The organism is Bartonella krasnovii, from assembly GCF_003606345.3.
Classification (GTDB): domain Bacteria; phylum Pseudomonadota; class Alphaproteobacteria; order Rhizobiales; family Rhizobiaceae; genus Bartonella; species Bartonella krasnovii.
Window position 1 is genome coordinate 1,523,311 of sequence record NZ_CP031844.2, and the last position, 25,044, is coordinate 1,548,354.

Annotated in this window: 24 protein-coding genes and 1 tRNA gene; 16 read left to right on the top strand and 9 right to left on the bottom strand. The window is 38.0% G+C overall.

Features of this window, described 5'->3' with window-relative positions; all coding sequences use genetic code 11:
* Positions 1–33: 33 nt before the first annotated feature.
* The 3 genes from D1092_RS06455 to D1092_RS06465 form a co-directional block, all read right to left on the bottom strand.
* Positions 34–1,665: an ABC transporter substrate-binding protein gene (locus D1092_RS06455; RefSeq protein WP_120122680.1), complete on the bottom strand. Its 1,632-nt coding sequence runs from the start codon at positions 1,663–1,665 to the stop codon at positions 34–36.
* Positions 1,662–1,880: a hypothetical protein gene (locus tag D1092_RS06460; RefSeq protein WP_120122681.1), complete on the bottom strand. Its 219-nt coding sequence runs from the start codon at positions 1,878–1,880 to the stop codon at positions 1,662–1,664. Before D1092_RS06460 ends, D1092_RS06455 begins: the two co-directional genes overlap by 4 nt.
* 670 nt (positions 1,881–2,550) lie before the next feature.
* Positions 2,551–4,176, bottom strand: coding sequence for an ABC transporter substrate-binding protein (locus D1092_RS06465; protein ID WP_120122682.1), 1,626 nt, complete (start codon positions 4,174–4,176; stop codon positions 2,551–2,553).
* A 1,072-nt stretch (positions 4,177–5,248) separates the two neighbouring features.
* On the opposite strand from D1092_RS06465, the gene D1092_RS09860 reads away from it, so the two are divergent.
* The gene (locus tag D1092_RS09860; protein WP_120122683.1) at positions 5,249–5,530 is read left to right on the top strand and encodes a DUF6460 domain-containing protein; all 282 of its coding nucleotides are present in this window, start codon (positions 5,249–5,251) and stop codon (positions 5,528–5,530) included.
* 23 nt (positions 5,531–5,553) lie between these two features.
* Here the strand turns inward: D1092_RS09860 and D1092_RS06475 are convergent, their stop codons facing one another.
* The 3 genes from D1092_RS06475 to D1092_RS06485 all read right to left on the bottom strand — a co-directional run bounded on the left by D1092_RS06475 (position 5,554) and on the right by D1092_RS06485 (position 8,329).
* Complete coding sequence (locus D1092_RS06475; protein ID WP_120122684.1) at positions 5,554–6,366, bottom strand: TIGR02186 family protein; 813 nt, start codon at positions 6,364–6,366, stop codon at positions 5,554–5,556.
* Between the two features lie 2 nt (positions 6,367–6,368).
* On the bottom strand, positions 6,369–7,295 hold the full coding sequence (locus tag D1092_RS06480; protein ID WP_120122685.1) for a sulfite exporter TauE/SafE family protein: 927 nt from the start codon (positions 7,293–7,295) through the stop codon (positions 6,369–6,371).
* A gap of 179 nt (positions 7,296–7,474) precedes the next feature.
* Positions 7,475–8,329, bottom strand: a complete 855-nt coding sequence (locus D1092_RS06485) for a hypothetical protein (RefSeq protein ID WP_120122686.1) — start codon at positions 8,327–8,329, stop codon at positions 7,475–7,477.
* A gap of 536 nt (positions 8,330–8,865) precedes the next feature.
* On the opposite strand from D1092_RS06485, the gene D1092_RS06490 reads away from it, so the two are divergent.
* The 7 genes from D1092_RS06490 (at position 8,866) to D1092_RS06520 (ending at position 15,178) form a co-directional block, all read left to right on the top strand.
* Positions 8,866–9,612, top strand: coding sequence for an electron transfer flavoprotein subunit beta/FixA family protein (locus D1092_RS06490; protein WP_120122687.1), 747 nt, complete (start codon positions 8,866–8,868; stop codon positions 9,610–9,612).
* A gap of 45 nt (positions 9,613–9,657) precedes the next feature.
* Positions 9,658–10,578: an electron transfer flavoprotein subunit alpha/FixB family protein gene (locus D1092_RS06495; RefSeq protein ID WP_120122688.1), complete on the top strand. Its 921-nt coding sequence runs from the start codon at positions 9,658–9,660 to the stop codon at positions 10,576–10,578.
* Positions 10,579–10,747: 169 nt separating this feature from the next.
* Positions 10,748–12,409, top strand: coding sequence for an electron transfer flavoprotein-ubiquinone oxidoreductase (locus D1092_RS06500; protein WP_120122689.1), 1,662 nt, complete (start codon positions 10,748–10,750; stop codon positions 12,407–12,409).
* Positions 12,410–12,704: 295 nt separating this feature from the next.
* On the top strand, positions 12,705–13,595 hold the full coding sequence (gene rsmI / locus D1092_RS06505) for a 16S rRNA (cytidine(1402)-2'-O)-methyltransferase (protein ID WP_120122690.1): 891 nt from the start codon (positions 12,705–12,707) through the stop codon (positions 13,593–13,595).
* Between the two features lie 16 nt (positions 13,596–13,611).
* Complete coding sequence (locus tag D1092_RS06510) at positions 13,612–13,977, top strand: YraN family protein (protein WP_174767386.1); 366 nt, start codon at positions 13,612–13,614, stop codon at positions 13,975–13,977.
* Between the two features lie 108 nt (positions 13,978–14,085).
* A complete protein-coding gene (locus D1092_RS06515; protein WP_120122692.1) occupies positions 14,086–14,331 on the top strand; it encodes a hypothetical protein in 246 nt (81 codons plus the stop codon).
* A 55-nt stretch (positions 14,332–14,386) separates the two neighbouring features.
* Positions 14,387–15,178 carry a pyrroline-5-carboxylate reductase gene (locus tag D1092_RS06520; protein ID WP_120122693.1) on the top strand — a complete coding sequence of 264 codons (792 nt, stop codon included), beginning with the start codon at positions 14,387–14,389 and terminating at the stop codon, positions 15,176–15,178.
* A 687-nt stretch (positions 15,179–15,865) separates the two neighbouring features.
* On the opposite strand, the gene D1092_RS06525 is transcribed toward D1092_RS06520, so the two are convergent.
* On the bottom strand, positions 15,866–16,927 hold the full coding sequence (locus D1092_RS06525) for an Mrp/NBP35 family ATP-binding protein (protein ID WP_120122694.1): 1,062 nt from the start codon (positions 16,925–16,927) through the stop codon (positions 15,866–15,868).
* Positions 16,928–17,402: 475 nt separating this feature from the next.
* Here D1092_RS06525 and rpmH point away from each other — a divergent pair, with 475 nt between their 5' ends.
* The 5 genes from rpmH to D1092_RS06550 all read left to right on the top strand — a co-directional run bounded on the left by rpmH (position 17,403) and on the right by D1092_RS06550 (position 21,357).
* Complete coding sequence (gene rpmH / locus D1092_RS06530; RefSeq protein ID WP_005864709.1) at positions 17,403–17,537, top strand: 50S ribosomal protein L34; 135 nt, start codon at positions 17,403–17,405, stop codon at positions 17,535–17,537.
* Positions 17,538–17,656: 119 nt separating this feature from the next.
* Positions 17,657–18,049, top strand: a complete 393-nt coding sequence (gene rnpA / locus D1092_RS06535; protein ID WP_120122809.1) for a ribonuclease P protein component — start codon at positions 17,657–17,659, stop codon at positions 18,047–18,049.
* A complete protein-coding gene (gene yidC / locus D1092_RS06540; RefSeq protein ID WP_120122695.1) occupies positions 18,039–19,883 on the top strand; it encodes a membrane protein insertase YidC in 1,845 nt (614 codons plus the stop codon). Before rnpA ends, yidC begins: the two co-directional genes overlap by 11 nt.
* Positions 19,880–20,524, top strand: coding sequence for a ribosome biogenesis GTP-binding protein YihA/YsxC (gene yihA, locus D1092_RS06545; RefSeq protein WP_120122696.1), 645 nt, complete (start codon positions 19,880–19,882; stop codon positions 20,522–20,524). The genes yidC and yihA overlap by 4 nt, the downstream gene beginning before the upstream one ends.
* 140 nt (positions 20,525–20,664) lie before the next feature.
* On the top strand, positions 20,665–21,357 hold the full coding sequence (locus D1092_RS06550; RefSeq protein ID WP_120122697.1) for a glutathione S-transferase family protein: 693 nt from the start codon (positions 20,665–20,667) through the stop codon (positions 21,355–21,357).
* Positions 21,358–21,661: 304 nt separating this feature from the next.
* On the opposite strand, the gene D1092_RS06555 is transcribed toward D1092_RS06550, so the two are convergent.
* Positions 21,662–21,844: a hypothetical protein gene (locus D1092_RS06555; RefSeq protein WP_120122698.1), complete on the bottom strand. Its 183-nt coding sequence runs from the start codon at positions 21,842–21,844 to the stop codon at positions 21,662–21,664.
* 639 nt (positions 21,845–22,483) lie between these two features.
* On the opposite strand from D1092_RS06555, the gene dapB reads away from it, so the two are divergent.
* The 3 genes from dapB (at position 22,484) to D1092_RS06570 (ending at position 24,144) form a co-directional block, all read left to right on the top strand.
* Positions 22,484–23,296 carry a 4-hydroxy-tetrahydrodipicolinate reductase gene (dapB, locus tag D1092_RS06560; protein WP_120122699.1) on the top strand — a complete coding sequence of 271 codons (813 nt, stop codon included), beginning with the start codon at positions 22,484–22,486 and terminating at the stop codon, positions 23,294–23,296.
* Between the two features lie 28 nt (positions 23,297–23,324).
* Positions 23,325–23,945, top strand: coding sequence for a 2,3-bisphosphoglycerate-dependent phosphoglycerate mutase (locus tag D1092_RS06565; protein ID WP_120122700.1), 621 nt, complete (start codon positions 23,325–23,327; stop codon positions 23,943–23,945).
* 114 nt (positions 23,946–24,059) lie between these two features.
* Positions 24,060–24,144: transfer RNA gene (locus tag D1092_RS06570), tRNA-Leu, on the top strand.
* A gap of 703 nt (positions 24,145–24,847) precedes the next feature.
* Here the strand turns inward: D1092_RS06570 and D1092_RS06575 are convergent.
* Positions 24,848–25,039, bottom strand: a complete 192-nt coding sequence (locus D1092_RS06575; RefSeq protein WP_148255621.1) for a hypothetical protein — start codon at positions 25,037–25,039, stop codon at positions 24,848–24,850.
* Positions 25,040–25,044 lie beyond the last annotated feature (5 nt).

A 25,044-nucleotide genomic window follows, 5' to 3' on the forward strand; every position in this document is an offset into this window, starting at 1 on the left:
ATTCATTGTTATGTTACAACATTGAAAACATGCTTATTTTTCAATGGCATTATAAAAAATACGTGGTGCACTATTCCACACCCATTTTTTGACATCAGGTGTCATAGCGATAATGCTATATGTCTGATAGACAAAGGCAAAAGGTCCTTTTTGCATAAATTCACGCTGCAAATCAGCATACATTTGCGCCCGCTTCTGTGAATCTTTTTCAAACAAGGCTTCCATTACCTTTTTGTTCATATCTTCATCAAAATACCCAAGGCACCAACTAAGGTAACCCGTATTTTTAGCTTCAAACCGATTATCGGGATTAAAAATAAGACGTGAAGCCATTGTATGAGGATCCGCAGAATCGTTATTCCATCCAACAAAAATTGTATCAAAACTGCGTGCATAAAGTTTTGAAAACAACTGTGTCCCCACAAAATGTTCAATCTTAAAGTTCACACCTATCTTTTTTGCATTATCTTGAATAGACTGTGCAATAGGCAAAGCAAAAGGATAGGGAGAAGTCCCTGCATAAATATTAGCCTCAAAACCATTCGGATAACCTGCTTCCGTTAAAAGCTGCTTAGCTTTTTGAAGATCAAGTTTAAAGGGTTGTCCTTCTTTTTCATCCAATGCCCCAAGATTCCCAATGGGAATAAAGCTTGCCCGTGGAATACCAACACCTTTAAGAAGAGTCTTTCCTAAAGTGTCATAATCGATAAGATAGCGCATCGCTAAACGTACTTTTTCATTGGCAAAAATGGGGTTTGTTGCATTGAAGCCCCATATTATCATGGACGGTGCCAACACTTTTTCGACTTTAATATCTGTTGTTGCTTGAAGATCGGCTATATCCTCTGGCGTTACATTACGAGCCACATCAATATCGTGTTTTTCCAACAACAAACGTTGTGTACCCGGCTCTGCAATATGACGAATGAGAATTTGCTTCAACTTGGGTTCCTCTCCCCAATAATGAGAGCTTGCCCGCAACAAAATCGCATCTCCAGAACGCCAGTTCACTAACTGATAAGGACCAACACAAGCCGCATGACTTGCCAAATAGCGATTGCCCATATCACCATCTTGTTCGTGTTTCATAATTGTCTCACGATCAAGCAAAGCAGCAAGACGAAGTGTAACCATATGGCTAAGGATGAGCTGTGCTGGATAAAGCTTATCAAATTTCATCACCACGGTCTTATCATCTGGGGCTTGGAGAGTAGAATCAACATTTTGTTCCGTAATTCCATACTCGTTGAACATTGCCGCTGCAGACAATTTTAACTTAACAATCCGCTTCATACTCCAAACAAGATCATGGGCACCAGCAGGACGACCATCATTAAATTTCAGACCATCACGCAGATGAAAAGTAAGCACTGTCCCTTTGCCATCATCCGAAACATCCCAACTTTTTGCCAAAGAAGGAACAACTTTAGCAGCATCGTCTGTTGCAGAATCGATCAAATTATCACAAATATTGCTAATAATTTCATTGCCATAACGTTCATTGATCTGCGCAGGATCAAAAGTCTCAATTGAATCAAGATTCAAAGCCATTACAAGGGTATCGGTCGGTGTTTTTGCTGAAACTGGTTGTACAACCATCCCCAAAGCTATAAGAGCAGAAACAAAAGGACTACTCCCTTTTAATATTTTTCTTTTTAAATTCATAGATTTCTTCCTTTAAAGTTTATTATATAAATTTCCCACATCGCAAAAACACGCAAAGTAATAAAATGGAACGAACCATAAGCACCGAAAGATAAAGCTTTAAAACCTTTCCCCAAAACCTTCTTGTTCATCATTCCTCTTGTCCATACTTGTAAACCAAACCATACAAAAGAAAACACACTGATATACGATGCCCCCACCAATAACAGAGCCATTCATGATCTCTTAATGTCTACGATTGAAATCTATAAGATTAAGATTCCTTTTCTCTCTTACTGAGAAAGGTTGTCTCTTCTAACATTTTTGAATGTCATCAAAGTATCCCCTGTTAGCTCAAGTCCCTTAATAAAAAGAGCCTTCATAAGAATTTGAAACTCTGGTAAAACAGAAAATTTCGTTAATTTGCTAAGCACAACGACTTTTATTCCTTCTTCAAGTTTTTGCCTCACTCACTGTAAAACAATACCTTCCAATTGTCATCTCATCATCTTTCAAAGCAAAGAAAAGATGGACAACATAAAGAACTAATATTCCACCCCCTCCCAATATACTTTCATAAAGAATTTTTTCTTCAACATGTAAATCCTCTTATCCTTTAGTAATATTAAACCATACAACATTGGCTGCACTGACTTTTTCAGGAAATAATCAGCAAATAAATTGCCCCTTTTCAATCCAGAGAAGTTAAAATCTTCAGTCTTAATATCCCCACAAACACACCCTCAATGAGAAAAAACTCTTCATAGAAGGCCTTGAAAAGAGATTCAACAATATACTCACCCCTCATCCATAAATTCGACGTATTGTAAAACTCGAAAACTTATACAAAACGCCGAATATATTATGATAATACTCTTTATTTATTTGAGAGCATTGAAGACACACCTATTTTTCAATTGCACTATAAAAAATACGCGGCGCACTATTCCAAACCCATTTTTTGACATCAGATGTCATCGCGATAACACTATATTTCTGATAGATAAACGCATAAGGGCCTTTTTGCATCAATTCACGTTGTAAATCAGCATAGAGTTGTGCCCGTTTTTGTGGATCTTTTTGAAATAAAGCCTCTTCAACTTTTTGATTCATTTCTGCGTCAAAATACCCATGCGTCCAACTAGGATAGGCTGTATTTTTTGCCTCAAACCGATTATCCGGATTATAAACAAGACGTAAAGCCATTGTATGCGGATCCGTAGAATCATTATTCCATCCGATAAAAGTCGTATCAAAAGCTCGGGCATCTACCTTTGAAAACAACTGTGTCCCTGCCACACGTTCAATTTTAAGATGCACACCCGCCTGTGCTGCACTATCTTGGAGTGACTGAGCAAGAGCTAAAGTATAAGGAGTATTTGAGACGAGAAAATTTGCTTCAAAGCCATTCGGATAACCAGCTTCTGCTAAAAGTTTCTTGGCTTTTTGAATATCAAGTTTAAAGGGTTGCCCTTCTTTTTCATCCAAAGCCCCAAAGTTACCAAGAGGAATAAAACTTGCCCGTGGAATACCAACACCTTTGAGAAGCTTCTTACCAAAACCTTCATAGTCTATGAGATAGCGCATCGCCAAACGTACTTTTTCTTTAGCAAAAATGGGATTTGTCATGTTGAATCCCCAGTACATCATGGTTGGCACTAACACCTTTTCCACTTTAACATCTGTTGTTTTTTGTAGATCTGCAAGATCTTCAGGGGTCAAATTACGAGCAACGTCGATATCATGTTTTTGCAACAATAAACGTTGTGTTCCAGGTTCTGCAACATGACGAATGAGTATCTGCTTCAATTTTGGTGCATCTCCCCAATAATGAGAGCTTGCTCGCAACAAAAGAGCTTCTCCAGGGCGCCAACTTTTTAACTCATAAGGACCAACACAAGCCGCATGTGTTTTCAAATATTGATTGCCCAGATCGCCATCTTTTTCATGCTTCATAATGGTCTCACGATCAAGCAAAGCCGTTACATGGTTTGCAACAACATTATTAAGAATAAGCTCTGCTGGATAAGGCTTATCAAATTTCATCACCACTGTTTTTTCATCAGGCGCTTGCAAAGCATCATCAATATTTTTCTCTGTAATGCCATATTCATTAAAAGTTGCCGCATCAGCCATTTTTAATTTGACAATCCGCTTCATCCCCCAAACAAGATCATTAGCGTTGGCTGCTCTACCATCATTAAACTTCAAACCATCACGCAAATGAAAAGTAATTACCGTACTGTGATCACCCCCTGAAATATCCCAGTGTGTTGCTAAAGCTGGAACTATTTTCGTTGGATCATCTGTCGCAGTACTGACCAAATTATCACAAACATTTCCAATAATTTCACTCCCATAAACATCATTAATTTGAGCCGGATCAAACGTACTAACCGCATCGAGATTCCAAGCCATCACAAGGGTATCGGTCGGTGTTTTTGCTGCAACTTGCTGTACAACCATCCCCAGTGCTATAAGAACAGAAACAAGAGAACCGCTATTTTTCAATATTTTTCTTTTCAAGTTCATAGACTTTTCCTTTTAATGTTTATTATATAATTCCCACGCAATAAGAACGTGTAAAATAAGGTGAACTATAGGTTCTGAGAAACAAAGGTTTAAAAAATTCAAATAGCACTCCTTGACTAACTGCTCTTCCTGCCACACTCATAAGCCACCCCTCGCACCGATATGCGCCGAAAAACAATTTAATATAAATAAATGGCATAACCGATAACAAAATCTACTGATGATATAACAACGTCTACCATTTAAAATATTAAGACAGAAACTCTTTCTCTCTTGTCAAGTAAGCTCATCTCTTCTTTTTTCTTCTAGCGTTTTTTCCGTCATCAAAGCACTCCTCCTGTTAGCTCAAGCACCTTAATAATAAAGAGCCTTAATAACAGCTTGCTCTTTCAACAAAACAGAAAAATTCACCCATTTTTAATATTGAGCACCTCTCCGCCTTCTACAAAATGAACTTTTAATTCTCCACTCAATAACAAGCTCCTCATTATATCTTATTTCAAAGTAAAAAGAGCACGCGCACCATAAAACCCTGATATTTACTCACGTTCTCGTACAGAAAAAACTTTTTTCAACATCCTGTTTTAATCCCACTGCTCCTTTAACAACACCCAATTCATTGCTTGTATTTTTCAGCAAAAAATATCTTTTCAATTCACTAAGGTTGAAATATCTAAATATAATACCTATATAAGCACAGCATTACTAGAATAGATAGTCTTTTTTTAAGTAAATTTCCTTGAAATATTATTTTTATACAGGGGATAATAATAAACCCGTTATAAAATCTTCAACGGACGAAAACTTTCACTCTAATGCAAAATACCAGAATGTTCTAAAAATTCCCTTACAACTTATTAGAAGAAAAGGATTTTTTCATTTAATAAAAAAAAGTGCCATGAAAATACCGCCAAAAATACAATAGAACACGTGTGTATTTCAACGATAAGCATCGACATTACACCAGTACAAAAGTGGTGAAAAAAGTGAGAAAATGTTTTTTCTTTATGCTAACAATATTACTGTCCAATGATAATACAAAAAAACTCTAAAGATTCGAAAGTATATTTAAATGAGCCGAAAGAAAAAAATGTCAAATTCTTTTCATGTATTTCTTAAAGAAACATTCAGCCGTGTTAGTCTCAAGTTACTTATTCTTTCATTCTCCATGGGTGTTATAATGAAATTTTTTGGATGGACACCTCACAACCTCATACAGAAAATAATAGATTTTCTTCAGTCTTTATGGAAAACAGGATTTATAACGCTTACAAATTTCTTCCACATAACCATGATGGGAGCTATTATTGTTGTGCCTATTTTTCTTGTCTTACGCATTTTTCATAAAAAATAAACGCCTTAAATATTCTTCTTGCACTAGTCTTTGCGAAAAATAAAACGACATAAAAATCCTGTGCTTACAGCGATAATCACCGCAACAATACCATAGAGAAAACGATAGTTGTGCGCCGCATAGAAAATTGTATAAGCAATATGCGCCTTAACAATTTCAAGAGTCGTTGTTGCACTATCAATAAACTGTCCATCACGAAAAAGATAAGCACGAGCCTTATAATGTCCAACAGGAATATTGGCGGGTAAGCGAAAATGTGCTGTAAAAAGTTTATCAGAACCAAAACGAACACCGCCTACTTCTTCATAATAAAGGCTTTTAGCTTTTTGCAGTTTTGTAAGTTCATCACGAAAGATTTGTACTTTTTTCTGATCTTGTTCATCTGTCTGCAATGGCAAATAGGGTATCCCTAACCCCAAACGTTTATAATCTTCAATGCTGGTAATATCATCAATCTCACGCGTTGTGACCATAGAGTAAAAAAGAGGAACATTCTTAAAAATAAGGGAATCCGTATTAACCCATACGCCAGCATTGCGTTTTTTTTCCCGCATGACCATTGGGCGGTTTTGTCCTTCCAAGCTTACAATAACATCATAACGGTTCTGTTGAGAATATAATGGATCAATATTTTCTAAAACACCAGCAATATAGAGATCACGACCAGCAAAATTTGTATCCACCGTAATTGTATTTGTTGTTACAATAATTTGGACAGTTTCGTGATCAATTTGATCAATAAATGTTTTTTCTGTCGTCCCAACATGTGACCATGTAGAAAAAGAAATAAAACAAAAGCAACTTGCAATGATGCATAAAGAAAACAATTTACCCATTTTTATCTCATAAGAATATCCAGAGAGAAAAGATTATCAGGGCGTACAAATAATTGAAAAGCAAGACGCATACACACAATCAACACCAAACATGCAAGAGCCATACGCAATTGTTCAGCCTTTAACTTCCGTCCAGCCCGAGTTCCATATTGTGCACCAATACTTCCTCCAAGCATTAACAAAAAAGCCAAGACAATATCAACGGATTGATGAGTTATACTTTGCAAAATTGTCGTGAAAGAAGACACAAATGTAATCTGAAAAAGTGAAGTCCCTATCACAACACTGGTTGGAACACGCAGCAAATAAATCAATGCAGGGATCATAAAAAAACCCCCACCAATTCCCATAATAGAAGACAACAACCCTACAATGAGACCAATCCCTAACACTGGAATAATGCTAACATAGATCATAGATGCTCGAAAACGCATTTTTAACGGTAAGCGATGAATCCAGTTATGTCGATGGCGACCTACAAGACGAACACTGGCCTTATCCACCTTACGCTTGCGCATCATATCATACCAACTTTCAACAATCATCAAGCTTCCTATACTTCCAAGAAGAATCACATAAAGAAGCGAAATCATGAGGTCTAATTGACCTAACTTTTTCAAAACAGAAAAAATCGCAATCCCGATTAACGAACCAACCCCTCCTCCAATCGCCAAAAGAATACCAAGCTTGATATCAAGAGTCCGTCGTCTAAAATGTGTAATCGCCCCCGTTACAGATGATGCAATCATCTGGTTAGCTCCTGTTCCAACCGCAATAGCAGGGGGAATATTATAAAAAATCAATAAAGGCGTGATGAGAAACCCCCCACCAATACCAAAAAGACCTGAAAAAAAACCAGCAATGACTCCCATACCAATCAAGATCAGCATATTGAGTGACATTTCAGCAATTGGCAAATAAATACTCACAGACAGAACCTTTAAGATAATCTGAGGCTTTTAACAATTGGAGAATCTTTCTCCAACTTATCCCCTTTGTCCAATAATCTCTATTGCGTGTTTAAAAGGATAATTTCAATCGTTATCGCTTTCGTACAATTACGAATGCGCAATACATTTCACATCTATTAACATCAACAGCGTACAAGCTAAAAAAAACGCGCTCCTTTTAAAAAGCTATAAAAACATAACGTTATCACACCTATAAATGCAACGGTTAAAAAACAAAGGACACTGTTTTTTACAAAATAAGATAAAAAAGAGAGATATCTGCGAGACTGTGCTTTTAAGGTAGGAGAAAAATCATTCTCAAGACAATGATGAGATACTGAGCAATGGTTAGATGTTGGAACCTCCATACCCTTCTCTTCTATCACAATATGCTCCGCTGCTTCTTCAGTCTTTTTAAAAGAAGACTTCAAAGCATCTCTGGGCAAAGGTGCATCACTGGGCAGAGAACTTTTATTTTCTTGCTGTAACACATTTTCAGCATTTGTTTGGAGGGAACTTATACTGTTTTGTCCTGAAAAATTTTGCACCTTTTGCAGGAATAAGCGTTCTTGATTTTCTTCACATTCCATCTGAGCAAGTTTCTGTACAACAGAATCAGATAATTTTGAATGAGGCATCTGTCGTGTTATCGCAGCTTCTTTTAAGCTTTTTTTTTCACTCTGTAAACTTTGAACAAGTGTCTTAATCTGCTCTAAAGACTCAAAAATTCTCTTTTCCCTTTGGCGACGAATATAATATTCAGCCAAAATGGCCCGACTAATATCATCTAAGTAAGATTTAAAATGTTCTTCGACAACTCCCTGCGGATTCAAAGGACGGGATGAATGTTTCATTTGCATTTGTGCATAAACAGTACGTAATTTTTGAGCAATATCCGACATTGTTACTTCCACAGGCGTATCCACTCTCCCCTTCTGCTTAATAAAAGAAGAAGGTTGATCTCTCCGAACCTGATTGGCAACCTGGTCGTTCGTATGCCCCTTCGTATTCACAAATGCCTACCCCTCATTAACCTTTTTGAAAAGAATCACAAGAAATGATGAGAAAGTATGCTCTATTTTAGTAAATAGAGCTTTAAGAATTCCCTCAAAATTTTTGTTAGAAATATTTTTCCCACTCTTTATCTAAAATATTTGTCTAATATTCATCCCAACTATTTGAAAGAAAGATCTTAATTTTTCTGCCCTTAAGGTTTAAAGCGTCAGATCATTCCTCATTTTTATTTTTTTGCTTCATTTTTCATCGTATAAAGTCCCTATTGCACCATCATAAACAAAGCCTATAAAACAAAAAAAAGAATATTCTTCCAAGACAGATTAATTTTTTTACTTTTTATTCAAGCAAATAAGGCAATTATAAAAATGCAAAAGAGATGACGATTGAAAATGACGACAAGAAAGTACACGTAAACATAAAAAGACTTATATGAAAGAGAACACAAGTTATAAATGAAGACTTCATTCTAAACAATTTGGTTTCTTATGAATATTGCTATAAACTTTTGATTAGACCAACAAAGAGGATCATCATGAAGATAATTGTCGCTGTCAAACGTGTTGTTGATTATAACATCAAGATACGCGTCAAACCCGATAATACAGGCGTTGATCTGTCTCACGTGAAAATGTCTATGAATCCCTTTGACGAGATAGCCGTTGAGGAAGCAATTCGCCAAAAAGAATCTGGTAAAATTTCAGAAGTTGTTCTTGTTTCAATTGGACCAGAAGCAGCCCAAGAAACTTTACGAACAGGGCTTGCCATGGGGGCTGATCGGGCACTTCTTGTCACAACAGATGAGACACTTGAACCTTTAAGCATCGCTAAGGTTCTCAAAGCCATTGTTAATGAAGAAAAACCCGATATGGTCTTTTTAGGAAAACAAGCAATTGATGATGATAGCAACCAAACTGGACAAATGCTCGCCGCTCTTCTTGGTTGGGGACAGGCAACCTTTGCCTCACATCTTAACATAGAAAATGGGCATGCTACCGTTACACGTGAGGTTGATAATGGAACACAAACCCTTTGCCTTCCCCTTCCCATAGTTATGACGACCGATCTACGGCTCAATGAACCGCGTTACACCTCTCTCCCCAATATCATGAAAGCAAAAAAGAAAAACATTGAACAAAAAGCTCTTGCTGATCTTGGCATCGACACGAAAGCACGGCTCACAATTTTAAGTGTTGAAGAGCCCAAACCTCGTCAATCTGGAATTAAAGTTGCTAATGTAACAGAACTTGTCAACGCACTAAAACAAAAAAACTGCATTTAATATTCTCTAGAGTAAAAGCAATACGCACATAAAAAGGTAAAAATTATGGCAATTCTTTTATTAGCCGATCACCATACAGAAGAAACCGCAAAAGTACTCACCGCTGCGCACGCACTGGGAGGCGATATCGATATTTTAGTTTGTGGAGAAAACATTCAAACGATAGCAGAAAAGAGTGCTAAACTTAATGGTGTGCGGCAAGTTCTTACTGCTGAAGCTGACTATTTAGCCCATCAACTGGCCGAGCCTATGGCCAATACAATTGTCACACTCGCCAATGATTATGATGTGATCATGGCGCCATCCAGCAGTACTGGAAAAAATGTGATGCCGCGCGTAGCAGCCCTTCTTGATCTTATGCAAATTTCAGATATTACCGCCGTTCTTTCACCCGATACCTTCAAACGGCCCATTTATGCAGGCAATGCAATTGAAACTGTCCGCAGCCATGATCATAAAAAGATTATTACCGTTCGCACAGCCTCTTTTACACCAACGCCTTCCCAAAATAATTCTGCACCCATTAAAACAATAACACCAGCGCCCAATCCCAATCTTTCGTCTTTCGTAAAAGCAGAAACCAACAAAAGTGATCGTCCTGATCTTACCTCTGCACGTATTATTATATCAGGTGGACGAGGTCTTGGTTCACAAGAACAATTTATGGCCCTTCTTCTTCCTCTTGCAAATAAATTAAATGCTGCTTTAGGCGCCAGTCGCGCAGCAGTTGACGCAGGCTATGCTCCCAATGATTGGCAAATTGGACAAACAGGAAAAGTTGTTGCCCCTAAGCTCTATATCGCTGTTGGCATTTCCGGTGCAATCCAGCATTTAGCCGGTATAATGGATGCACAAACTATTGTTGCCATTAATAAAGATGAAGAAGCACCCATTATGCAAATTGCCGATTACGCCCTTGTCGGAGATCTCCACCAAATTATTCCAGAATTGGAGAAAGCTTTATAAGCTATGAATGCCTCTCAGCATCTTCAATAGGAAGAGATGAATTTTCACAAAAGTCATTGTTCAAACAGAGCTAACACCAATAGAACTTTTCGCCATGCAAATCGTTGTTTTACCTCTTGTGGGCAATCCACGCCAAACTATTCCAGAATGGGAGAAAACTTTATAAGCCATGAAAGCACCTCTGCATGACCAACGTGAAAGTATGGAGTTTGACATTGTCATTGTCGGGGCAGGTCCTGCAGGGCTTTCTGCTGCAATTCGTCTGAAACAAATTAATCCTGAGCTTTCTGTCACAATTGTTGAAAAAGGGGCTGAAGTTGGAGCCCATATTCTCTCTGGCGCCGTTGTTGACCCCATCGGTATTGATACACTCTTACCAAAATGGAGAAGTGATCACGACCATCCTTTCACAACCCCTGTTACCCGTGACCAGTTTTTTTTTCTAAAGCCTCAAAAAGCGACACGATTACCCAATATCTTGTACCCAAAAATCTTATCCAATGACGGGTGTTATATCGTTTCACTTGGGAATGTTTGCCGCTGGCTAAGCAAAAAAGCCGAAGCACTGGGTGTCGAAATTTATCCAGGTTTTTCTGCAACAGAGACCATCCAGAATGAGAGCGGAGCCATCATTGGTGTCCTCACCAGTGATATGGGACTTAATAAAGATGAAACCCCGGGAAAAAATTATATGCCTGGTATGGCATTATTGGCAAAATATACACTAATTGCGGAAGGCGCACGCGGCTCCATTACAAAACAACTGATACAAACATTCAACCTTAGCAAAAATCGAGAACCCCAAAAGTTTGGTCTTGGTCTCAAAGAGCTCTGGGAAATTGAACCGCAAAAACACCAGCGCGGTTTAGTTCAACATTTCACCGGTTGGCCCTTAGACAATAATACCGGCGGGGGTGGTTTTCTTTATCACCAAGAAAACAATATCATTTCCATCGGTTTTGTTGTGCACTTAGATTATAAAAATCCTTATCTTTCTCCCTTTGAAGAGTTTCAACGTTTTAAAACCCATCCAAAACTCTATGAAATTTTCAAAGGGGCAAAACGTCTTTCCTATGGGGCGCGTGTAATCAGTGAAGGTGGGTGGCAATCTGTACCAAAACTCACCTTTCCTGGTGGGGTTCTTATTGGCTGCTCTGCTGGCTTTGTCAATGTTCCTCGTATCAAAGGATCACACAATGCCATCTTATCGGGCATATTAGCCGCCGATAAAATTGCGACCGCTCTTGCGCAAGGTCGTGCCCATGATGAAGTCAAAGAAATCGAAGAACAATGGCGAAAAGGGCCCATTGGCAAAGATCTTTATAAAGTGCGAAATGCCAAACCGCTTTGGGCAAAATATGGCACAAAATATGGGATTAAACTTGCCGGTTTTGATATGTGGTGGCAACAATTGTTCGGATTTTCCTTATTTAAAACGCTCTCCCATGGCAAGGAAGATTATGCCTGTCTTGAACCAGCAGAAAAATTTCACCCCATTGCTTACCCAAAACCCGATGGTATTATAACTTTTGACCGCCTTACAAGTGTTGCCCTTTCCAATACGCACCATGAAGAAAATCAACCTTGTCATTTAAAAATAGCCTCATTAGAAAAACAAAAAGACTCCGAATATGCAATCTATGGAGGACCTTCCATACGCTATTGCCCCGCCGCTGTCTACGAATGGCTAGAGTCTCATGATCATCTAACATATAGGATCAATGCTTCAAATTGCATACATTGTAAAACGTGCGACCTCAAAGATCCAAACCAAAATATCACCTGGACCTGTCCGCAAGGGGGCGAAGGTCCCTTCTATCCTAATATGTAACCCCTCCCCCAATATCATCATTGTTCATTTTCCTAAAATTGAAAGAGACAAAACACAATGGATCAAAATATTTTCCTTAAGATCAAAAATCTATCGATGACCTTCATACATTAAGCTCTTTTACAATACAAAAAGTTATTCTATTGTGAAGTGACCAACTATTTAAGTAAGGAGGCACGAGCAAATAAGCCGTTGTAATGATAAAAATGTGCTGGTAAAAAGTGAGCAAAAATAGCCTATGAGTATAGATAAAAATCTTATTGCGGTAAGGGGAATTTGATGAAGAGAAAAGAGCATGTGTGAAAAAGCATATTTTATAGGTGCGCATGCTTATTCAGCTCCCATCATAGAGCCAGGGCTTTATCTTGTAGCAACGCCTATTGGAAATCTTGCAGATATTACGCTTCGTGCTCTGCAAGTTCTAGCAGGCGTTGATATTTTAGCGTGTGAGGATACGCGGGTAACACGTGTTTTGTTGGAACGTTACGGTATTCAAAAAAAAGCTTTTCTCTATCATGAATATAATGCGCAAAAAGCAGGTCCAAAGCTCTTAGCAGCTTTAGCAGAAAACAAAACGATAGCGCTCATTTCAGATGCGGGAACACCGCTTATTTCTGATCCTGGATTTCGATTAGTCGAAGAAGCCCGTAAGGAGGGTCATAAAATTATTCCGATTCCTGGCGCCTCCGCTCTTTTAGCTGCTCTGATACCGACAGGACTTCCAACTGACAGTTTTTTCTTTGCAGGTTTTTTGAGTGCCCGCAAAGCACAGCGCCAAAAACGATTGGAACAATTAAAAGAGATTCCAGCGACTTTGATTTTTTATGAATCACCGCATCGTCTTATTGAAACTTTACAAGATATGGTCTCACTTTTTTCGGCGGATCGACCTGCCGCCATTTGTCGTGAATTAACAAAAAAGTTTGAAACTATAGATGTTTCTAATTTGGGAAGTTTGTTGGAAAATTACAAAAAACAGACACAGATTCGTGGAGAAATTGTCGTGCTTGTTGGAGAGTCATCATTTTCTTCTGTAAATGTAATAAGTGATCAAGAAGTTGATGAAATGTTATTGGAACACGCACAAACACATTCCACGGCTCAAGCCGCAGCTTTGGTTGCAAAAAAGACTGGACTTAAAAAGCAGGAACTTTTTCAGCGGTTAATTTTTCTAAAAAATATGTAAAATAATGCGTAAAACCATACAAAAAAAACAGAGACAAAAATCTTTTTATCGGGGAGTTCGTGCAGAAAAGTTAGCCGCTTGGTGGTTGCGTTTCAAAGGATTTCACATAGCTGCAATGCGTTTTAAAACAAAGTGTGGGGAAATTGATTTAATTGCACGGCGTGGAAATCTTGTGTTAATTGTTGAAGTTAAAGCACGTTCAACGTTGGCAGAAGCAATGGAAGCGGTTTCCCATATGAATGAAAGGCGAATTGAGGCAGCAGCCGATATTTGGCTCGCACGACAAAAAGATTATGCCCTTTTATCTGTACGCTTTGATTTGATAGCAATTTTACCTTGGCGCTTACCACAACATATCCCCGCATTTTTTACCTCTGATTAATAAGAGGCGAGCCACGTTTTAACCATACTCAATAAAAAACATTTCGTTTTCATGTGTATATGCGTTAAAAAAAATCTATAACCGTTTGAGCGCTATAAGGAGTGAAATATGGATGATTATGAAAAGTTTGCAACAGGTTTGCTCATTATTTTTGGAGCGCTGATTATTGGTGGTTTAATGGCAATGCATATTGTCCTGATGAATAAACCAGGTTTTTTATTTGCATTAGCTGCAGCTGTTATGGGTTGGTTTTCTGCTTTTGCCGTTCTGTTTGACAAACCAAAAATCTATTTGGGGTTGATTATTCTTGCAATGCTCTGCGTTGCTTCTTCAATTAGCATTTATGTTAGTTAAAATGTCTCAGCTATTGATTGAGATTCCTTTTAAAAGGTAAAACTGAGGAATAAAAATGAAACTTGGCTTTTTGGGAACAGGTACAATCAGCGCTTGCATAATTAATGGCCTCATGACAAGCGCCTTTAATGTTTCTTCCATTATTGTTTCACCGCGCAATGCACAAATAGCAGAGCGTCTTTCACACACTTATGATAAGGTTATGATTGCTGAAAATAACCAAGCGTTGCTCGATGTGAGTGAGTGTGTTTTTCTCTGTTTACCAAACCAAATTGCAGAAAGCGTTTTGCGTTCTCTTCGTTTTCGTCCAGAGCAACTGGTTATTTCCGTTCTCGCTATGGCAAAAGCAGCAGAAGTGGAAACGTGGATCAACCATAAAGTTTATCGCGCTGTTCCGTTACCTTTTGTCGCAGAGTGCAAAAATTTGACACCCATTTATCCCGATCACCCCTTTTTACGCACCTTATTTGATACATTGGGGGGCACATTGGTACTAGAAGAAGAAGAACAGTTTAATCTTTTTATGACAGCGGGCTCTCTGATGGGCGTATATTTTAATTTTATAGAAACAGCCCATCAATGGTTTATAACACAAGGGTTGAAAAAACAGCAATCAGCAGAGTTTCTCACCATGATGTTTGGAAATCTTACGGATGAAATGCGTAAAATTATAGCAACGGATCGCTCTGCCTCTCTTAATTTTGCACTGCTTGAAAAAGAGTTTTCAACAAAGGGGGGAACAAATGAATTTTTGTCAAATTATTTTTCTCGTCAAGGGGGAGGCAGAGCTTTAACAACAGCTCTTGAGGCAACTTTACAAAAAATGAACGCTTCTAAAAAGACTTGAGCAACATTTTTTTCATCTCAATTAAGAGAGAACTATGGATCAATTGATTTAGCTTTTTGTGAACATGAATTGATAAAATTATCTGCTATAGATCTTTCAAGAGCAGGACACACGGGCTTTTTAAATGTCTACCCCTTCTTTCATTTCCCCCTCCATTTAATTAACATGGATAGAAATAAATCTTTTGTCTCATTTTACTTTTTCTTATCATAAAATAAAAAATGTTTGTTTGTCTATTGTAAAGGAGAAACAACATTGAGAGAGCAAAAAATATAATGGATATTATTTATTGAAGTAAAAATGGTATGAAATCTATACACTTCACAAGAGTTTTTACGTTATAGCATTCACAAGCCTTCTCGTGAGACGGTTGAGCCGCTTTGAGGATATTCTCTTTAAAACAAACCTTGTATAAGAAACATCAATATATTCTTGAGAATTTTGTTGTTACGTAAAAAACATATCCAATAAAAACCAAGAAAAATGAAAAAACGTGAAAAAATGCGTCGTCTTCACTTTTTAAAAGATCTTTCTTTCGATGCTTTTGAACGTAGAAAAAACGAATAAAAAGGTGATGATAGAAAATCATTTTTTCCGGATTAGAATTCATATTTTCCTTACAAAGGAGAAACTATTTTGATGTCTTTCATCGTTGTGTTTTAGCAAATTCTCTTAAACAAACTACATTCAAAAGAGTTTATTTTTTATTTGATCAACAATTGTACGATATAGTTGAGCATGCTCGCCATCAGGCTGAGCAACAAAAATAGGCACCCCCTCATCTGAAGAAAATCGTAAAGCTGCATCAAGCGGTATTTCTGCTAAGAACGGGACCTCTCGACGTTCCGCCTCTCCCCGTGCTCCACCATGACCAAAAATATCGTAGCGTTTTCCTGTATCAGGAGCGATAAAATAACTCATATTTTCAATCAGTCCTAAAATAGGAACATTGACTTTCATGAACATTTCTATCGCTTTACGTGCATCAACTAAAGCAAGATCCTGCGGCGTAGAAACAACCAGTGCCCCCGTTAATTGTACCTGCTGTGCAAGTGTTAATTGTGCATCCCCTGTACCCGGCGGCATATCAACGACTAAAACGTCTAAAGGCCCCCATACAACATCTCGTAACAATTGCGTTACAGCAGCCATAACCATAGGACCACGCCATACCACCGGTTTTTCTTCCTCAACCAAAAATCCCATCGACATTAATTTAAGACCAAATTTTTCAAGAGGTTGAATCTTTTTTTCTCCCATGAGCAGTGGTTTTTGATTAACAAGTCCTGTCAAACGTGGCAAAGATGGACCATAGATATCTGCATCCATAATCCCTATTTTGAAACCTGAATCTTGTAAAGCTAAGGCGATATTGATCGCCATCGTCGATTTTCCTACCCCCCCTTTTCCAGAAGCAATAGCAATGACATGACGTACACCTTCTATAGGCATTTTCACAGGCAAGAGATTCGCTCTGCGTCGAGGTGCTCCCTTTGTTGTTTTTTCTGCTGTAAGCGTAACAACAACAGATTGGACCCCCTCCAAAGCACACACTAACTCTTCTGCAGAACGGCGCAATGATTCCCATTCTTGCACACGTCCATCAGGAACTGTAATGGAAAAGAAAACCTTGCCATCAGCAATTAATATTTCTGAAAGCAGCCCCAACGATACAATATCTCTTTCAAGATCTGGTCCTTTGATTTTACGTAGCACGTTACGGACAACCTCACTTGTGATAAGATCCACGCTCTTTCCTCTCTATAAAACACCAACAAATACAAGCATAAGAACGAAAAATACTGACAGGTTCATCCCTTAACATTTTCGACTTTAGTTAAGAGTTATAAAGTATAAATGACTTATATTTTATCTCTTTAAAAACACAAAAATTGAGAAAAACTCTCATATCAAAGTATTTTTAAATTAAGCATACAACAATCTATCATGCTTTCTTGTAAGCCTTTAACGCCTTCGTCATTTATTTTTTTTAGACTCAATCGCTATTTTCTTACATTTTCAAAGTATCATAAACAAAGTGTTACAAACAGTTATAAGGTGTCTTATATTTTTTCAAGTGAGAGAAAAACAATCTAAGATTGACTTTTTTCATATTTTTTCTTATGGATTAACGGCTGTCTGATAGGATAAAATTGTTCATCACGCGCAAAACTGCTCATAAAACGAAGATTAAGAAGGGCCGCACTCCGCGGTATTTAAATAAATGAAACGTACGTACCAACCATCTAAACTTGTCCGTAAACGCCGCCATGGATTTCGTGCACGCATGGCAACAGCTGGAGGACGTAAAGTTATTGCTGCAAGACGTGCTCGTGGACGTAAGCGGCTCTCTGCTTAACCATTTAAATTTTCACAACCGTTAAGGACTGCTCATTATTTCTTCGTTGTGAAACTTTTGTTATGAACCTCTACTGCTTGGTCAGCCAAGCATTTAGTGAAATTGCGAAATGTTCTTTTATGAAGAAAAAACATCCCTGCCGTATTCGCAAAAGAGCAGATTTTTTGGCTGTCCGTACAGGAGAGAAACGACGTGGTCCTTTATTTTTACTCGAAGTTAAATCTCGTGAACAAACAACAGAAAGAAAATCTTCTCTTGTTGCGCGTGTAGGCTTCACTGTTACCCGTAAAAACGGTAATGCTGTAAAGCGTAATCGTATCAAAAGGCGCTTGCGTGAAGCCGTGAGAGTTGGTGTAACAAATCACATGGAAGCAGGGACTGATTATGTCATTGTAGCGTATCGTGATGCATTATATGCGCCTTTCACATCTTTGATTAGTGAATTAAATCGGCGAATAAAACCAAAAACAAAATATCAGCAACGACAACAAGGGAATACGAATGGAATATAACCGCAATTTCTTTATCGCTATTGGCTTATCTTTCGTAGTGCTCATCGCATGGCAATTTCTTCATGTTGCTCCCAAACAAGCAAAGTTACAAAAACAACAAGTCATCGCACAACAACAGCAATTGTCAAAACAACAGTCAACCCTTTCTACTCCCACGACGAATTCTTCTGACAATCCCTCAACGCATCAAGCAACATCGCTCATCGAGCACCCAATGACTCCTGAAGTCCGGAAAGCTGTATTAGCTAAAACAGAGCGTGTCGAGATCAAAACCAATGAATTGGAAGGCTCTATTAATCTTGTTGGTGCACAGTTTGATGATCTTCTCCTCAAGAGATATCGTGTAACCGTCGATAAAAAATCACCGGAAATCGATTTACTAAATCCTCAAGGGTTCAAAACGACCTACTTGGCCGAATTTGGTTTTACAAGTGCATCTTTGCCAGCAAAAGCCTTACCACAATCCGATACACAGTGGCAAATAGAGGGGAACAATACAACCCTGACCCCTTCAACACCCATCACTTTAATTTATAATAACGGACAGGGACAAATCTTCCGCCGTACCCTTTCTGTTGATGATCATTACATGTTTACCATTGAGGATTCTATCAGCAATGAAAGTGATCAACCGATTTATCTCTCATCCTATGCTCGCGTTGCACGTGCAGCACCACCAGAACATACAAATGCCACTTATTTGCTTCACGAGGGGATGATCGGTATAGCTGGGGATTCGCTCAAAACTGAAAAATATAAAACCTTAGCAGAGCTTGATCCAAATCCTGATAATGGACAAAAGAGCATGACTTTTTCCAAAGTAACAGGAGGCTGGATTGGTATTACCGATAAATATTGGGCTGTAGCGGTTATTCCCCCGCAAGATAAAGAATATACAAGCCGTTTTATTTATTTTGATCGTTTGCAAACGCATTATCAATCTGACTTGCTAGGATCGCCTTTAACGATTGCCCCCAATGAAACAAAAACTGTTACAAATCGCCTTTTTGCTGGTGCAAAACAAGTTGAAATCATTAATCACTATCAAAATGACCTAAAAATCAATAAGTTTGCTCTCTTAATTGATTGGGGTTGGTTTGATTTCATCACAAAACCCATGTTTGCCCTCATTGATATTCTTTATAAGCAAACAGGAAATTTTGGTATTGCCATCCTTCTGGTCACAGTCCTTTTAAAAACACTTCTTTTCCCTCTCGCCAATAAATCTTATAAATCCATGGCGCGTATGAAACTTCTACAACCGCGATTACTAGAAATAAAAGAAAAATATCCCGATGACCGAAACAAACAACAGCAAGCAATCATAGAACTGTATAAAACCGAAAAAATAAATCCCCTTGCCGGTTGTTGGCCGATGTTGGTTCAATTTCCAATATTTTTTGCTCTTTATAAAGTTCTCTATATCACCATTGAAATGCGCCATGCTCCTTTCTTTGGCTGGATTCAAGATTTAGCGGCCCCAGATCCAACGTCTCTTTTCAACTTGTTTGGTCTCCTGCCATATACAACGCCAGCATTTCTTATGATTGGTGCATGGCCTTTGATTATGGGAATAACGATGTTTCTACAAATGCGTATGAATCCCGCTCCTCAAGACCAGACTCAAGCGATAATCTTCACATGGATGCCTGTTGTCTTTACTTTTATGCTCGCCTCTTTCCCTGTTGGTCTTGTCATCTATTGGGCATGGAACAATATATTGTCAATCATTCAGCAAGGTATCATGATGAAGCGCCAAGGAGTTAAAATTGAGCTTTTTGATAACTTGAAAGTCATGTGGAAAAAAACACCCAAAAAAGAAGCGCAAGAATGACAAGAGATTCTTCCCTTTCTGGAATTTTTTCTCGCAATTGGGTTTTTATTCGCGGTGTCCCCGCAATACGCTTTCTTCCCCCTGAAGGACCACCAGAAATCGCATTTGCGGGACGTTCCAATGTTGGAAAATCATCTTTAATCAACGCACTCGTCCAGCAAAAAGGCTTAGCACGAACCTCAAATACACCAGGACGCACTCAAGAGCTTAATTATTTTGTCCCCGATGGCTTCAGTGGACAACAAGGAGACCTTCCCCCTTTCGCATTGGTAGATATGCCAGGTTATGGTTTTGCTGCTGCGCCTAAAAATCTGGTTGATGCTTGGACAAATTTGATTTTTAGCTATTTACGGGGACGCACAACACTAAAGCGTGTGTACCTCTTGATTGATTCACGACACGGAATCAAAAATAATGATGAAGACGTTCTTGCACTCCTTGATAAGGCAGCCGTTTCTTACCAAATTGTTTTAACAAAAAGCGATAAAATCAAATCAAATGCTTTGGAAAAATTAATGGTGACCACACAAACAAAACTTCTCAAACGTCCAGCAGCCTATCCTGAAATCCTTGCGACCTCTTCAGAAAAATCATACGGTTTGGAAGAATTACGTGCTGCTATTTTACAAACCATTGCATAAGAGAAGGCATTCATATTATTAACAATTTATTAAGCATAATTGCCAGCGGCTGCTAATGATCTTGTACTTCTCATCAAGCATCTTTATAAAAAAAGATGACTTGAAAGAATTCTTATCCACTCTACTTAATTGTGTAAATTATGCTGACACTTTTTCACTCTCCTCTCTCCACTGCTTCGCGCTTCATACGCCTCATTCTTGGGGAATATGGTGTAACCACTCAACTGATTGAAGAATATGAATGGGCGAGAAGACACGAATTTCTTGCTCTCAATCCCGCCGGTCATGTTCCTGTTTTTCTCGATGAACACGAAGTTCCATTATCAGGTCCCTTTGTTATCTGTGAATATTTAGATGAAACCCATGGAAGTTTACGACAAGAAAATAAACTCTTTCCAGAAAATCCTTTAGATCGTGCGGAAGTACGCCGTCTTAATGACTGGTTTTTAAATAAATTTGAAAATGAAGCAACGCGCCATATTGTACGAGAAAGAATCCATAAACGTGAAATGCCCCTCTCCATTGGCGGAGGCGCTCCTAATTCGCAGATTTTACGCAATGCACGGGCCAATATTCCACCCCATATGAACTATCTCAATTGGCTGTGTGCCTCTCGCGATAGCTTAGTGGGTTCTTCCTTGTCCTATGCTGATCTAGCAGCAGCCGCTTCTGTTTCTGTCCTTGACTTTTTAGGAGAAATTGACTGGGAACAATCCCCTGCTGCCAAAGATTGGTATATGCGAATTAAATCACGACCCTCTTTTCGTTCTCTTTTAACAGATCGTGTTCGCGGAATTGTTGCAAGTACTCACTATGCTGATCTTGATTTCTAGTCTCCTCTCACAAATACAAGTAAAAATAAATTTTATCTAAAGAAAGCTTCTCGGTTTATAAATTTTATGCCTGCCTATAAAAATATAAGAATAGATTGCTTCATGATCTTATTGAAGAGAAAATAAGAATCCATCATACTCTCTTATTTCAACCCCTCTTATCATACTCTCCCCCAAAATCATTTTTATAAAAAGATCCATATAGAGATAAAATATTTCACAAAGGAGTTTAAAGTCTCTCTTTAAAGACAAGAGCTGCAGCACCATTAGAAAGTGAGGACAATAAAATAACAATAGTTAATGCTTAAGTTTCCCTCCTCTCTTTCCAATCTATGAAAAAACGCCCCCCCATACATAACGACTTACTCTTAATACAAAAAGCGTTATCACGTGTTTTTACAAAATAACAATTTTTGCCAACTCGCTTTCCTAAAAGATAAAGAATCCAACCAACGCCCATGTGTCGACGATTCAACTTCTCAGACATCTTCCTGTTTCTTCCTCTTTTTATGTGTTTTTATTGATAGATAGCATTTTGATTTAAAATGATAATTTTTAAAATTGAATCATAAACTTCAAATATTTTTCTTATGCGTTATAAGCGGGATTGGTGTGTGAAAAAATTATCTTATAAAAAAAATAAAAGTATCTATGAACATTTCCAGGGTCCAAGAGCTAGCAAAGCGTATGATGATGCCAATTTTCGCTTTTATGAAACGTAGCGGTATAGAATAGATTTTATATTATTCATGGAGATTTTTTCGTTATACCCTTCAAGCGCACCATCATAAAACGAGCTTTAAGAGCATTAAGACCAATATTTCTTTAAGACGAGCGCATAAGTTAAGTATATTTTGTTTGAAATATTCTTCTTTACATGAAGAACGTGCCCCACTATTAGGCTTTTCATGCAAGCTTTACTCTATCCATCACATGATCTAACAAAAAATATCTCTCTGTAAATTTGTAAATCTTATACCACTTTCCCTAGACGATAGAATTTTACAGTACAAAAGGATAAATTAAAGCAGAAAAAAATTTTTCCCTATAAAGAAAAAGAACGGTTGGAAAGAAGTCAAGAATTTGCCTATACTACGGGGCATTAAAGTACTATAAGGAGATGAAAATGCGCCTTACAGTTGTTGGTGCAAATGGAAGAATGGGACGTGAACTCATTACAGCAACCGGACTTAGAAAAGATGTAGAGCTTTGTGCTGTTCTTGTGCGCAAAGGCTCACCTTTTGTAGGAAAAGATGCCTCTACCTTAATTGGTTCAGATTCTCTTGGGGTTTGTATCACAGATGATCCCGAAAAAGCTTTTTCAAACACAGAAGGGATTGTAGATTTTTCACAACCCCAAGCGAGTATTCTTTATGCTCATTATGCGGCTCAAAGAAAACTTGTCCATATTATAGGCACCACAGGATTTAGCAAAACAGAAGAAGAAAAAATTGCAGAGTTTGCGAAACATACAACAATTGTCAAATCCGGAAATATGAGCCTTGGAATAAATCTTTTAGCCAACCTTGTAAAGAAAGCAGCCAAAGCATTAGAAGCCAATGATTTTGATATTGAAATTTACGAAATGCATCATGCAAACAAAGTTGATGCCCCTTCTGGAACAGCCCTTCTTCTTGGACAAGCAGCAGCTGAAGGTCGAAATGTTATGCTGCAAGATGTACGTGTCAACGAACGCAATGGCCATACAGGGAAACGCGAAAAAGGCTCCATTGGCTTTTCTTGTTCACGGGGTGGAACAGTTGTTGGCGAACACAATGTCATTTTTGCCGGTTCCCATGAGCGCATTATTCTTTCCCATACAGCACAAGAACGCTCCATCTTTGCCAATGGCGCATTAAAAGCAGCTTTATGGGCAAAAAACCATGGAAATGGTCTTTATTCAATGCTCGATGTCTTGGGATTAAACGATGAATTTTAAACAATCAATAAAATAGAGGCAATTCATAATGGGACGCACACTTGTACTCATCCGTCACGGACAAAGCGAATGGAATCTCAAAAATCTTTTTACGGGTTGGAAAGACCCTGATTTAACAGAAAAAGGTCATGCTGAAGCGATAGCAGCAGGAAAAAAACTGAAAGAATCTGGTTTAAAGTTTGATATCGCATATACATCTGCTTTACAGCGTGCCCAAAAAACAGCTCAGCACATTTTAGAGCAAATGGGACAATCAAATTTAGAAGTGATCAAAAACTCTGCATTAAATGAACGTAATTATGGAGATCTCGCTGGTTTAAATAAAGATGAAGTGCGCCAACAATGGGGGCAAGAGCAAGTGCAAATGTGGCGCCGCTCCTATACGATTGCCCCCCCGAATGGAGAAAGTCTACGCGATACCGGTGCACGCATTTGGCCTTATTATCTTTATCATATCCAGCCTCATATTTTGCGTTCTCAAACTGTTTTGATCGCAGCACATGGAAATTCTCTTCGTGCCCTTATTATGGCGCTTGAAGGTCTTACCAGTGAGCAAATTATATCTCAAGAATTAGCAACCGGTATTCCTATTCTTTACACCTTTAATCCCGATTCAACCATTGCATCAAAGACAATCATCACACCTTAAACTTTCAAAACCATGATGCCCTCCAAAAGTTTAATTCAATCATTTTAAACAAAGAAAATAAATTCTATAATTTTATTGACAGAATTGCTTCATGCGCTTAGATGATTTTTATAAGCCCAGATGGCGGAATTGGTAGACGCGCAGGTTTCAGGTACCTGTGCCGCAAGGCGTGGAGGTTCGAGTCCTCTTCCGGGCACCATTAACTTTATATCAACAGTAACTTTTTTATTTTATATACATTCTTTTATGTGAGAGCCATATAGATAAACATAAGAGCATAGGATTTTTTTAACACGTCCCACAATTATTTAAAATCAAGACTTCTTTTGAAGGTATTTTTTCTATCCTTAAAGCCCAAAGGATCTACGCTGCTAAAAAATCAAAATCTTTAAAGATCTCTCTAGAGCAGCATGTTCTTTTCATTGCGTATAATTTGTTATTTTTAAACGTAAAGGATACCCAAATAAAATTGAAGAAATAATTTTTTTAACATACCTCAAAGTCTGTTCTAGACAGATTCTAGTAATTTTTTTAAGTATTGGAAAGCCCTCTTGCGTCAAACCATTTAAAACTCTCATACACATGATAACAGTTTCATGTTGCAACAGAGTAAAAAGTTTGATTATGAAATTCTTTTGAGAAAAGCAGCCCCCTTTTCTAAAAAGAAATGCCCTTTTCTTGATCTAAGAACTCTATGATTTTGGCTTCCATACCAATGTAGGTACAGACTTTTGCCAATCTGCAACAGAAGATAAAAATTCTAAAGACACATCTGAGTTCTATTTTTGAACCCTCTTTTTTTATTCTATCGAAAACATGAAAAAATCTATTCAATCATCAGTATGAAACATCTTCATGCTTTAAAACGGGTACTATAAAAAAATTGAAACTCTGTGCCGTTTTTATTGTTCTTTCTTGAATAATCCCTCGATTGCTGCATCTCGTTCTTTAATCACTTTTTCTAACTCTGCAGCAACCTTTTTATACAATTTCGAACGCTTAAGAAAAGAATAATAAAGCGTGATAATTGCTATGTTTAAAACACAACTAATAATTATTATCGCGAAAACAAACAGTATCATAAGAACCGTCATTTTTT